Annotated in this window: 10 protein-coding genes and 1 pseudogene; 4 read left to right on the forward strand and 7 right to left on the reverse strand. The window is 68.5% G+C overall.

Features of this window, described 5'->3' with window-relative positions; all coding sequences use genetic code 11:
• Positions 1–1,065: precorrin-3B C(17)-methyltransferase (cobJ, locus tag A9X04_RS02975; protein ID WP_067917602.1), on the forward strand; the 1,065-nt coding region annotated here is incomplete at its 5' end.
• Here cobJ and A9X04_RS02980 read toward each other — a convergent pair.
• Complete coding sequence (locus A9X04_RS02980; protein WP_067917604.1) at positions 1,062–2,645, reverse strand: PPE family protein; 1,584 nt, start codon at positions 2,643–2,645, stop codon at positions 1,062–1,064. The genes cobJ and A9X04_RS02980 overlap by 4 nt on opposite strands.
• Before the next feature lie 156 nt (positions 2,646–2,801).
• Here A9X04_RS02980 and A9X04_RS31275 point away from each other — a divergent pair.
• Together A9X04_RS31275 and sigC are read left to right on the forward strand one after the other, a co-directional pair.
• Positions 2,802–3,428 (forward strand): annotated as a pseudogene (locus tag A9X04_RS31275) (DUF2275 domain-containing protein); the annotation flags it as partial.
• Positions 3,429–3,599: 171 nt separating this feature from the next.
• The gene (sigC, locus tag A9X04_RS31280) at positions 3,600–4,157 is read left to right on the forward strand and encodes an RNA polymerase sigma factor SigC (protein WP_231980219.1); all 558 of its coding nucleotides are present in this window, start codon (positions 3,600–3,602) and stop codon (positions 4,155–4,157) included.
• Here the strand turns inward: sigC and A9X04_RS02990 are convergent.
• From A9X04_RS02990 to A9X04_RS03005, 4 genes are read right to left on the reverse strand one after another with little or no spacing between them, the layout of a single operon-like run.
• The gene (locus A9X04_RS02990; protein WP_067917608.1) at positions 4,154–4,879 is read right to left on the reverse strand and encodes a cobalt-precorrin-6A reductase; all 726 of its coding nucleotides are present in this window, start codon (positions 4,877–4,879) and stop codon (positions 4,154–4,156) included. The two genes, sigC and A9X04_RS02990, sit on opposite strands and share 4 nt — an antisense overlap.
• A complete protein-coding gene (gene cobM, locus A9X04_RS02995; protein WP_067917610.1) occupies positions 4,879–5,634 on the reverse strand; it encodes a precorrin-4 C(11)-methyltransferase in 756 nt (251 codons plus the stop codon). Before cobM ends, A9X04_RS02990 begins: the two co-directional genes overlap by 1 nt.
• Complete coding sequence (locus tag A9X04_RS03000; RefSeq protein ID WP_067917620.1) at positions 5,631–6,803, reverse strand: bifunctional cobalt-precorrin-7 (C(5))-methyltransferase/cobalt-precorrin-6B (C(15))-methyltransferase; 1,173 nt, start codon at positions 6,801–6,803, stop codon at positions 5,631–5,633. The genes cobM and A9X04_RS03000 overlap by 4 nt, the downstream gene beginning before the upstream one ends.
• Positions 6,800–7,549: an SDR family NAD(P)-dependent oxidoreductase gene (locus A9X04_RS03005; protein WP_067917612.1), complete on the reverse strand. Its 750-nt coding sequence runs from the start codon at positions 7,547–7,549 to the stop codon at positions 6,800–6,802. The genes A9X04_RS03000 and A9X04_RS03005 overlap by 4 nt, the downstream gene beginning before the upstream one ends.
• 35 nt (positions 7,550–7,584) lie before the next feature.
• Here A9X04_RS03005 and A9X04_RS03010 point away from each other — a divergent pair, with 35 nt between their 5' ends.
• Complete coding sequence (locus A9X04_RS03010) at positions 7,585–7,998, forward strand: F420-dependent biliverdin reductase (RefSeq protein WP_067917614.1); 414 nt, start codon at positions 7,585–7,587, stop codon at positions 7,996–7,998.
• 318 nt (positions 7,999–8,316) lie between these two features.
• On the opposite strand, the gene A9X04_RS29410 is transcribed toward A9X04_RS03010, so the two are convergent.
• Positions 8,317–8,580 carry a hypothetical protein gene (locus A9X04_RS29410; protein ID WP_082974772.1) on the reverse strand — a complete coding sequence of 88 codons (264 nt, stop codon included), beginning with the start codon at positions 8,578–8,580 and terminating at the stop codon, positions 8,317–8,319.
• A gap of 382 nt (positions 8,581–8,962) precedes the next feature.
• Positions 8,963–11,980: an ADP-ribosyltransferase domain-containing protein gene (locus tag A9X04_RS31285; protein ID WP_231985649.1), complete on the reverse strand. Its 3,018-nt coding sequence runs from the start codon at positions 11,978–11,980 to the stop codon at positions 8,963–8,965.
• Positions 11,981–12,206 lie beyond the last annotated feature (226 nt).

Genomic DNA, 12,206 nt, shown 5'->3' on the forward strand with positions numbered 1-12,206 from the left:
AGCGCCGCCTCCGCGGCCATCGCGACCCCGTTGGTCGCCGGCGACGAGGTGCTGTCGGTGCTGCCGGGCACCCTGCCGGTCGCGGAGCTGACCCGCCGCCTCGCCGACGCCGACGCCGCCGTGGTGCTGAAACTTGGTCGCTCGTATCACGCTGTGCGCGAGGCGCTTTCGGCGACCGGACAGCTCGACGACGCGTATTACGTCGAACGGGCCAGCACCGCCGGGCAGCGCATCCTGCCCGCCGCCGAGGTCGACGAGGCGGGGGTGCCGTACTTCTCGCTGGCCATGCTGCCCGGTGGGCGGCGCGGGCGGCAGCCCTCGCCGGCCGGAGCGGTCGCGGTGGTGGGTCTGGGACCCGGCGACGCCGACTGGATGACGCCGCAGAGCCGGCGCGAGCTGGCCGCCGCGACCGACCTGATCGGCTACGGCGGCTACCTCGACCGCGTCCCGCTGCGCGACGGCCAGCGGCGTCATCCCAGCGACAACACCGACGAACCCGCGCGCGCCCGACTGGCCTGCGCGTTGGCCGAGCAAGGGCGCTCCGTCGCGGTGGTGTCGTCGGGCGATCCCGGGGTGTTCGCCATGGCGACCGCCGTATTGGAAGAGGCCAAGGAGTGGCCGGGAGTTCGGGTGCGGGTCATTCCGGCGATGACCGCCGCCCAGGCCGTCGCCAGCCGGGTGGGCGCTCCCCTGGGCCACGACTACGCGGTGATCTCGCTGTCCGACCGGCTCAAGCCGTGGGAAATCATCGCTCAGCGGTTGTCCGCGGCGGCCGCCGCGGACCTCGTCCTGGCCATCTACAACCCTGCCTCCACGTCCCGGACGTGGCAGGTCGCCGCGATGCGCGACCTGCTCCTGGAACACCGCGAGCCGGGGACGCCGGTGGTGATCGGCCGCAGCGTTTCCGGCCCCGACGAGGACGTGCGTGTGGTGCGGCTGGCCGATCTGGATCCCGCCGAGGTGGACATGCGCTGCCTGCTGATCGTCGGTTCCTCGCAAACCCAGTGGTACCCGGGCGATTCCGGCGACCGGGTGTTCACGCCCCGCCGCTATCCCCTGGGCTAGGCGTCGCCGTCCCAGCTGCTGGGCATCATCGGCACGGCGGGGCCGTCGCCCAACCCACCGCGGGTCAGCGTCGCCAACCCGGCCGGCCGGCCGACACCGGATCTCGTTGCGGCCCCGGCGAATCCGAGCGGCCCCCCGCCCTGATCCGAGGCACCCACGGCGGCCAGGTCCTCGTCGTCGGCGCCCGAATCCTGTTCGAGGTCCAGGAATTCGTAGCGGTACGCGCGGTCGGTGGCGGTACCGGCGCGGCGCCGGCGGGCCCGGGCCTTCTTCCTGGCCGCTGTGGCCGCCGCGGCCGCAGCGGGTGCGTCGACGTCGTCGGGCGCCGGTTCCTCCGACTTCCGCCGGGCCCGGCCGCTGGCGCTGCCGCGCGCCGCCAGCCCCGACAGCGCCGCAGCGTAGAGGGCGTCGGACATGCCCGCGCCGATGCCGTCCGTGGCCGTCGGGCTGAAGCCGGGGCCCGGTCCGCCGCCGGCCGGCCCGCCCCCGGTGGGGCTGGCCACGGTCGACGCGGGGGCGCTCGACACCGTCGGGGCGTTGCTCACGCTCGCCGGCGCCGTGCTGATGGTAGGAGCCGGCGCGGACGCCATCGGCGCCGAGGCGGGTGCGGGCGCCGGCAGCGGGGCGCTGGCCGAGAGCGGCGCCGCGACGCTCACCGCGGTGATCGCCGCCGCCGCCCCTCCGGCCGCGGCGGCGCCCAGAACGGAGACGACCATCGGTGCCAGCACCACGGCCATCTGGATGGCGGCCTGCATGAACGGCCAGAAGATCATCAGCGTGTGGAAGATCGCCCAGCCGAGCGCGCTGGACAGGGCCGGCGAGAAGCCCAACTGACCGAAGAACGAGGCGAGGCCATTGACGAACGGCACCGGCGGGAACGGCCAGCCGCCGGGGTTGAGGTCTTTGGACACCGGCCAGGCGAAGTTCTTGGTGTACTGCTGCAGCCAGGCCGTCAGTTGGTCCTGCCAGGACGGATAGGTCTGGGTGGCTTGCTGCTGGGTGTCGGCGGCTTGCATCGTGGTGACGCTCGCATCCGCGCCCGGGGTGACGATCGGCGGCGCGGGCGTGCTCGCCGGAACCGCCGCGAGGCTGGATTCCGCCACCACCTGATAGGTGGTCATCGTCGTGGCGGCCTGCACCCACATGCGCGCGTAGTCGGCCTCGTTCACGGCGATCGGGACGGTGTTGATGCCGAAGAAGTTGGTCGCGACCAGCGCCGCGTGGGTCGCATGGTTCGCCGCGAGCTGGGGCATCGTCGGCATGGCGGCCAGCGCCGCGGTGTAAGCGCCGGCCGCGGTTTCGTGCAGTGCGGCCGCGGTCGCACTCGTGGCCGAACTCTCCTGCAGCCAGGCCAGGTAGGGCCCGTGTGCCGCGACGTACTGTTCGGCGCTGGGTCCCTCCCATGCGCCGCCCTGCACCGCGCCCAGAAGCCCGGTCAGTTCCGCTGCGGCGTCGGCGTATTGGCCGCTCATCGACGACCACGTCGCCGCGGCCGTCAGCAGCGATCCGGGCCCGGGGCCGCTGCTGAGCAGGGTCGAGTGCACTTCCGGAGGAAAGGCGATCCAGATCGGGGCGGTCATCGTCGGGGGCCTTCGGGCACGAACACGAATACCTCTTCGGTGGCTGTCGGGGGTGGGCTGCTGATGTTCAGTGGTCGGTTTCCCGCACGGATTAGTTCCCGCCGGCCGTTTCGAGCGCTCTTTGCACCCCGACCGGGCATGCGCAACGATGCAGGGATGCGGTGTGAAGCGGCGCGTGAGGCGCTTTCGGCTCGACTGGACGGCGAGCGTCCCCAGGTGCTCGCGCAGCAGGTCGACGCTCATCTGGAATCGTGCCGGCGGTGCCGCGCCTGGCTGATCGGCGCCGCGGCCCAGACCCGCCGGCTGGCCACCGTCGAGCCGGGCGAGGGGCCCGACCTGGTCGCGAAGATCATGGCGAGCATCGGCGAGGAATCCTCCGGGCGCCAGCGCAGGATGCGTTGGCTGCGCAAGCACTACCGGCGCTGGGGCCTGATCGGTGTCGGTCTCTTCCAGGTGGCGATCGCCGCCGCGCAAATCAGCGGCATCGATTTCGGGATGGTGTCGAGCCACATGCACGGCGCGATGTCCGGAGAGCATTTGATGCACGAGTCCACCGCCTGGTTGCTGGCGCTGGGCCTGGCGATGGTGGCCGCCGGCGTCTGGCCCGTCACCGCGATTGGGGTGGCGGCGATTACGGGCGTCTATTCGGTCGCGCTACTGGGTTACGTGATCGTCGACGCCTTCGCCGGCGACGTCACCGCGACGCGGATCGCCAGTCATATGCCCCTGCTGCTGGGACTCGCGTTCGCGTTACTGGTGGCGCGGGAACGGGTGCGGTCCGAAAGAGCCGGAGCGTCCGGGCACGCCGACGATGCCGCCTGGCCGGCAGAGTCTCCCGCAGCACGACGGCGCGGTCACCTCTGGCCCATCAACCGAACGGCTTCCGACCCCGCCACCGCAGCTACGACAGGACGTCGTAGACTCGGTGAGCCCGCGACACAAAGGTGGTTGGTCATGATCGCTTCGAGCGATGACGACGCCGTTACCGAGTTCGCGTTGGCAGCCGCGCGTGGGAACGACAGGGCGCTCGAGGCTTTCATCAAGGCCACCCAGCAAGACGTATGGCGGTTCGTCGCATATCTGTCGGACGCGGGCAGCGCCGACGACCTGACCCAGGAGACTTTCCTGCGCGCGATCGGCGCCATCGAAAGATTCTCCGGGCGCTCGAGCGCCCGGACGTGGCTGCTGTCCATCGCGCGCCGTGTCGTCGCCGATCACATCCGCCACGTCCAGTCGCGACCGCGCGCCGCGGTCGGCGCCGACCCGGAGCACGTTCTGCGCGGCGACCGCCACGCGCGCGGATTCGAAGACCTGGTCGAGGTCACCACGATGATCGCGAACCTCACCGCCGAGCAACGAGAAGCCTTGTTGCTCACCCAATTGCTCGGGCTGCCCTATGCCGACGCCGCGGCGGTGTGCGGCTGCCCGGTCGGGACGATCCGGTCCCGCGTCGCCCGCGCCCGCGACGCGCTGCTGGCCGCCGACGCCGAGCGCGACGACCTGACCGGCTAATCCAGTCCCGTCAGCCATTCGGCGGCTTGTTCGACGCTGCCCACCACGTTCACCCCGGCCGGCAGTGGCGGGCGCGCCACCATCACCACCGGAATGCCCAGGGCCGCAGCGGCGTTCAATTTCGCCCGGGTCAGGTTTCCCCCGCTGTTCTTGGTGACCAATGCGTCGATGCGGTGCTCCCGCAGCAGCGCGACCTCGCCGTCGTAGTCATACGGGCCGCGGGAGAGCACCAGCTGGTGACGGCGCGGCAAGGACGCGGGGTCGGGTTCGGTGACCGCGCGGATCAGAAACCACGCGTTGCTGTCGGCGAAGACCCTCGTCCCCGAGCGTCCGGTGGTGAGGAATACCCGCGAGAAGCGTTCCTTTGCAACGGTTTCGGCGGCCGTGGTGTTCGATTCGACGACGATCGCATCGCCGGGCTCCCACGCCGGGCGGGCCAGGACTAAATGCGGGATCTCCAACTCGCCGCACGCTTGCGCGGCGTGCGCGGTCATGGTCGCGGCGAATGGATGGGTCGCGTCGATGACGGCGTCGATGCCTTCCTCGTGCAGCCAGCGCCGGAGACCCTCGACGCCGCCGAAGCCGCCCACGCGTACCGGGCCCACCGGCAGGGCGGGGTCCGGCACCCGCCCGGCCAGGGAGCTGACGACGTCGACGCGCGGGTGCAGGGTCTTGGCAAGCGCGCGGCCTTCGGCCGTGCCGCCGAGCAGCAGCACTCGCATCAGTGCCCGCTCCCCCGCGTCCGCCCGGCCGAGTACAAGTAGCTGTCGGTGAATCCCTCGGCGGCCAGTACGTCACCGACGATGATCACCGCCGTCTTGGTGATACCGGCCTGGCGCGTCTGCCCGGCGATGTCGGCGAGCGTGCCGCGCAGTGCCGTCTCTTGCGGCCAACTCGCGAAAGCCACGACGGCGGCCGGTGTTTCGGGCCGATATCCGCCGTCGAGGAGTTGCGGCACGATGGCATCGATCTGCGCCGCGGCCAGGTGCAGGACCAGCGTGGCCCCGGATCGGGCAAGGGTGGCCAGGTCTTCCCCGGGCGGCATGGCCGTCGACAGGGTCGCGACCCGGGTCAGCGTCACCGTCTGCGCGACCCCGGGGACCGTGAGCTCGCGCTTGAGCGCGGCCGCCGCCGCCGCGAAAGACGTTACGCCGGGCACGATTTCGTAGTCGATGCCCAGGGTGTCGAGCCGTCGGCATTGTTCAGCCAGCGCGCTATAGAGCGACGGGTCACCGGAATGCAGGCGCGCGACGTCGTGACCGGCGGCGTCGGCGTCCGCGAGTTCGGTGATGATCTGCTCGAGCGTCAGCGGGCCGGTGTCAATGACTTTCGCCCCGGGCGGGCACAGCGCCAGGAGGTCGTCGGGCATGATCGATCCCGCGTACAGGCACACTGGGCACGTTTCGAGGAGCCGCTGGCCGCGGACGGTGATCAGGTCGGCGGCGCCCGGGCCCGCGCCGATGAAATAGACCGTCACTTGGTCACCGACCACTGGGTGACCGGCATCTGTGGGCGCCATCCGGTGAAGCCGCCGAGCGGCTCGCCGTGGTAGTGCTGGAAGCGTCGCAGGTGGCCGCCGAGGCGCGAATGCGACTGTGCCAGCAGCGCTTCGGATTCCGCGGTGACGGCGTTGGCGACGAGGCGGCCGCCGGTCGGCAGGCTGGCGAGGCAGGCGTCGAGGAGCCCGGGTTGGGTGAGGCCGCCGCCGATGAAGATCGCCGATGGCGTGTCGAGCCCGCCGAAGGCTTCCGGGGCGTCGCCGTGGATGTCGATGGCGGCGCCGCAAGCCGCGGCGTTGAAGGCGATGTTGCGGCGGCGTCGTTCGTCGCGTTCGAATGCGTCGGCGCTGCAACCGTTGCCGCTCAGACACCACTGGACGCTGATGCTGCCCGAGCCCGCGCCGACGTCCCATAGCCGCTCGCCCGGGCGCGGCGCCAGCGCCGCCAGCGTGACCGCGCGGATGCCGTGCTTGGTGATCTGCCCGTCATGGCGGAACGCGTCGTCGGGCAGCGGCGACAGTCGGTCGTCGGGCAGGTAGCGGATGGCGACGACGTTGAGGTCGTCGACGTCATGGGGCGCGTCCGCGGCCCATTGACGCGCGGTGGCGTCGCGACGCCGTTCGGTTGGGCCACCGAGGTTTTCGAGGACGCTCAATTCGGAATCGCCGCGGCCGTGGGCTTCGAGCAGTGCGGCGAGTTCGTGGGGCGTGGCCGCGCTCTTCGACAGCACGATCGCTTGGCCGCCGCGGCGCACCGCGGTGTGCGGCGGCGCGGTGACCAGGCTGATCACCTCGGTGTCGTGGGCGTTCCAGCCCATCCGCGCACACGCCAGCGTCACCGAGGACACGTGCGGCAGCACCCGGACGTGTTCGGGGCCGTAGAGCCGGATCAGCGTGCCCCCGATGCCGTGCATGAGCGGGTCACCGCTGGCCACCACGTGGATGTCTTCGGCGTGGCGGTCTCGCAGGGTTTGCAGGGCGGGCAGCATCGGCGAGGGCCACTGCCGGCGCGGCGCGGTCACGGTCTCGTCGAGCAGGTCGAGTTGCCGTTTCGAGCCGTAAATTATTGTGGCCCTGCGTAATTCATTGCGGGAGGTTTCCGCGAGCCCAGCCATGCCGTCGGCCCCGATGCCGACCACGATGATCATCGCGGCATCCTGCGCCACAGCGAGTGCGGCAGCAGCCGCATCACGGCGGCCGCTGACCCCAGCGCCCACGGGATCCACACGGTGCGTCGACCCTTGGCCATCGCACGCGCGGTGGCCTCGGCCACCTGGGCGGGCGTGCTGGACAGCGGCGCAGGATCCATACCTTGCGTCATGCGTCCGATCACGAAACCCGGTCGGGCGATCAGCAGTTTCACGCCGGTGCCGTGCAGGGCGTCGGCCAGCCCGCTCGCGAAGCCGTCCAGGCCGGCCTTGGCCGAGCCGTAGACGTAATTGGCGCGACGCACGCGCGCGCCGGCGATCGAGGAGAACACCACCAGTTGGCCGCTGTCGGCTGTGCGCATCGCGGTCGCCAGATGGGTAAGCATGCTGACCTGGGCGACGTAGTCGGTGTGCACGATGGCGACCGCGTGTGCGGCGTCGGTTTCGGCGCGGGCTTGGTCGCCGAGAATTCCGAAGGCCAGCACCGCCGTGGCGATGGGTCCGTGGTCCGCGACGACCGAGTCGACCAGCGGACCGTGCGATGCGAGGTCGTCGGCGTCGAACTCGACTGTGTGCACCGCTGTGGCGCCGGCGGCTCTGAGGGCGCCGACCTGCTCGTCGAGTCGATCGGCCCCGCGCGCGGCCAGCACCACCGTCGCCCCAGGCGCCAGGAGCCGCGCCAGCTCGATGCCGATCTCGCTGCGGCCGCCCAGGATCAGTACTGGACCTGCGCCCGTGTCGTCCACGGCTGCGATTATGACCTGCGCTAGCGTGAGCGGTGATGGCGAATACCACTACCCGGCTCACCGACGATGCGCTGGCGTTCCTGTCCGAACGACATCTGGCCATGCTGACCACACTGCGAGCCGACAATTCACCGCATGTCGTGGCGGTGGGTTTCACCTTCGACCCCAAGACGCACATCGCGCGGGTCATCACCACCGGCGGATCGCAGAAAGCGGTGAACGCCGACCGCGGCGGGGTGGCAGTGCTCAGTCAGGTCGACGGCGCGCGGTGGTTGTCACTGGAGGGCCGGTCGAAGGTGAACAGCGACGGCGACGCCGTCCGCGACGCCGAACTGCGCTACGCGCAGCGCTACCGGACTCCGCGCCCGAATCCGCGGCGGGTGGTCATCGAGGTGCGCGTGGAGCGAGTGCTGGGGTCGTCGGGCTTATTGGACCGGGGCGAGAAGTAGGCCCGTCGCGTTCGCTGACAGACGACCGCACCGTCCGCTTAGCGGGCTCTCCTGCGAGGGTCCAATTCAGTGCCCGAGATGTCATCCCAAAACTTGGGTGACACAGCTTTTGCTCGGTCTTCCGGAGCGACTGCTTTTACTTTCTGCTCAAATTCGTCGAAAGCCCTACACGCCTTCGCCAACTCCGCTTCTGTCGGCGGGGTCACACCCGCCTCTTCTGGCGTAGAGAAGATCTTCCCGGCGATTTTTCTGCTCATTACACCGCATCCGCCTTTCTACTGCGCCTCGTGGCGCGCCGATCCACTGTGTAGTGCGTCTTTAGACAGGTGTTCCTCGGTTACTGCCGGGCGGCTGGAGGAGGAGATGGTCGCGCTCCCTCCTACGGCATGCGTCTATGAACTCGATTGCAGCTCCCCGGCCGTCAAGAAAGTGACGGTACTGATCAGGCGTAAGTTCGTAATACTCTTCATAGTCGACAATGCCGTTGCTCACGGGTATTGATATATAGTAGCGGCCGGAGGCTTTTTCCACGCCTATGGCGTATCTATCATCTGACGAGACGAATATGTCCTCAAAATTCACAATTCCATCACTCATGCGGCAAATAACTTCGTTGTCAGAGAGCTCCAAACAACGCCCCGACCGGATTGGACCGGATGTATAAAGTAGTCAATCGAAGACTTCCTGCGCACCGGTCATTACGCGTCGACGTCTAGCCACCTTGCCTTCGCGGGTCATACTCGGTGCCTGAGACGTCGTCCCAAAATTTTGGTGAGATTTCGGTAGGCCGGTCTTCATCGGCTACCGCATCTACTTGCTCCTGGAACTCATCGAGGAGTTGCCGGGCACGCGCAAGCTTTTCCGCCGAAGGCGGAGGCGCGCCGGCCTCTTCTCGTGTTAAGAATATCTTCCCCGCGATCTCCCTCACATGCACCTCCTTTGAGGATTGGTCAGCTTCATCAGGTTAATCCTCCACCATGTCGATAATTGTCCGACCCGTTCGTGGATCTATTGCTTTCCTTAACACCAGAAACCTTGTATGCGCCGGAAATAGGATCTCCTGCTCCGCAGGAAACATCGAAACCGCTGAAACGTCGCGACCGCTAAAAGATACAATTCTGAACTCAACATTTCCAGCGAAGGCGGACGACTGTGCTACTATTGGATTCTTCGTAGTGCTTAAGAATGCTTTTTCAATGACGTATTCTCCTGGTCGATACTGAGCAAGTACCTCGGGCGGCAGATTTGTGCCACGGACCACAGACCCTTCATACGGAGGAAGTTTGTTCAATGCATTCTTCAGTGCTTCAACTCGAGCGGATTGAGACGCGTCCAAAGCTTCGCTCCTTAACGCCTCGTTTAGGTCTCTGTAGCCCATGCCAGTGTAGTCAGCAAGTGCGGACAGATCATCTGCGTTCATCGGAACTGGCAGGCTCTGATCATGGCCGCCATCAACAGCACCATCGTGCCAACCAGCCTTCTCGCCGGATGCAGGAGGCGCGCTGTCGTGGGGTGGCAGTTTTGACGGGGGGTAGCCAAGCAGGCTGGTGTCGCCAGGCTTTGACAAACCATCGAACGGTGGCTTCGGCCCACCGATGGCGGGGCCACCGTCATCAGGCATATGCGGGCCGCGACCCGGAGTTTGCGCTTCGAGGGGACGACGGGCGGGCAGTGATGAATGGGAGGCCGCCTTCGTTACCGGGGCAGCAGGCGGTGGCTCAGCGGGCGGTCCGCCAGGTGGAGCCGGCGCGCGACTGGGAGAATGCTCGGCCAGCTGTGGAATTGCGGCCGGCGCACGCTCCCCCATTGCGGCGGGCGCAGAGGTAAGAGGTGCGCCGCTGGGCGGACTGGGGGGAATTGTCATCGGCTCATGCGGGCGCTCTGCTCGCACCCAGGGCGCCTCGTGTGGGGCCTCCGCAGATTTCGCTCCGGTTTCATGCAAGCCCTCCGCAGGCACCGACGCAGGGTCACGCGGACCGGCCCCCGGCACGGAACCCGGTTCGCGGGGATTTGCCGCGGGCGGGCGCTCATGTTGCCCCTCGACCGGCGCCGCAGCCCCCTCATGCGGACGCCCGACGGGCGCAGGCTCGTGCGGACGTTCTGACGGGGCGGAGAGATGTTCATGTATTCCGGCGCCCACCGGAGAGACGCGAGCCTCTCCTTGAGCGGACACCGGATCACGTGGACCGCTCACTGGCGCCGGAGCGTGCGACGGCTCTGCAGGCGCGGACACAGGTTCATGCGAACGTGACGCAGCCGGAGTCTCGGCGGGCGATACCAGCTCATGGGGACCACCAGTACCCGCCGGCGCTGGTGCTGCTGGCGGAGCCCCTGCCGGATCGTGTGGACCGCGCTCGGCGCCGGCTGAGGGAGTCTCCGGGGATGTCGGTCCCAGCGCGCCCGTTGGATCGTGCGGCGCGCCTGGTGCCGCGTCGGGCGGGTGTGGTGTCGCCTCGACGGGCGCCTCGAGCGACTTGCCGGACGGTAGACCGACAGGAGTGCCGCCGGCGGGCGGTTTGATTTCCGGCAAGTCACCCGCAACGTCTTTCAGGTTCTTGGTCACGTCGCCGCCGGCCTTGGTGATGTCGGTCAGCGCACCGCGCGCTCCCGCGGCGCCTTCCCCACCGGCACGCCCAGCAGCGCCACCCGCGGCCTCCGCCTCTTCCTCTGCGCCGCGCGCAGCGGCGCCCGCACCGTCGGCCGCCGCACCCGCCTCACCAAGGCCCGGGGCGAACAGGGTGGCGCCGTCGAGTGCAACTTCACCGGCGCCTAATCCCGGGCGAGCGGTACTCCAATCCTCGGCATGCACAAGGCCCTTCAGCTCCTGCAGCCTCGCCTCCGCGAATTCTTTGGGATTGACCGCGGCGTTGATCAAGCTTTCTTTCCAGGTGTTCTTCACCAAGCCCGTCCAGGTGGCGGCCGCACCCTGGGGATCGGCGACGATCCAATGCGGGCTGAGGTCGACGAGGCCCAGCCCGATGCCGACCGCACCTTTGAGGACACCCTCATGGGCGTTGATCCAGGTGTCGGTTAGGGTCGCGACGGCGTTGCCGACGTCGTCGCCCAGGAATGTGACGAGCCCGCGGCGCGCGTACTTCTCGCAGGTGACGACCTCGCGATCGGCTGCTTGCATGACGAGCCTGATCGCCTGCTCGCAGGCCCTGGCTTCCTGCCCAAGATGCTGCAGCACGGCGTTGATGTCGCTGACGATCTGTTTGATCTCATCCCACGCGTCACCGTCGATGATGAGCATGACGTCGTGACCGAGGTCGCCCAGGGACTCCATCCGACGCAACAGATCCCGGATCGCGGTTTGGGCGTGGTCCACCCTGTTGGCGAATGCGTCGATGGTGCTGGCCAACGTGCCGCACAGCTCGCCGATAACCGTTGTCGACGAGCCGATTTCGTTCAAAGCGCTGTCGATCTTCTCGCCTTCAGGAATGTGTTGGCTGTCGAACAGCGTCTTCGACGCGTTGAGAGTTCCCTGCACAGCTTTGGCCGCCGCACCGAAGGCACGCCAACGAGATGCCGCCGCACGCAGACCCGCCACATCGCCATCGGGCCACGCCTCGAGGACAAACGCTTGCACGAACGACCACAGCGGTGGGGGCGGCTGGCCGGGCCCCCACGTCCCAGGCGGCCCCGGCGCGGCAAGCTCGGCCGGCGGGGACGGTGGGTTCAAGGCTCCTCGCCCGCCGCCCAGCGTCGAAGCCGCCTCGACGTTGGAGTAGTTCGACGCACCTTGCTGGATGATGGCACCGCTCTTCCGGCAGGCGTTGACGGCAGCAGCGGCCGCCTTCAGCACCGACTCGGCCTTCTCCTGATACGCCAAGCCGAACACCTCGCCGGCCCGGTCGACACCGGTGTGCGCCGAAAAGCCGGCTGTCAGCACCGCCAGATTCGCTGCCAACCCCTCACCCGCGGCTGCCACCGCGCTGCCGGCGGCGTACATCGCCTCGGGGTCGACCGACAAGGGAGCCACGCGCGAAATTCTCGTCGAGACCGCGCGCAGAAGCTATTCACCCAATGATGGCTTTGCCCAAGCTAGCCGCGGCCGTAGAGCAGCCACAACTCATTCATTAACAGCCTGGGCGGCCAAGGTGATGCGGTGCCGTCCCACCGGCACCGCCAAAGTCGGTTCGGCCGGATGGCCGTCGAGCTGGACGCCGACCCCGGCCGGCAGCGCACTCAGCGTGATCCGCGCGGCG

It is taken from the genome of Mycobacterium sp. E3247, assembly GCF_001667785.1.
In the GTDB taxonomy this organism is placed as follows: Bacteria; Actinomycetota; Actinomycetes; order Mycobacteriales; family Mycobacteriaceae; genus Mycobacterium.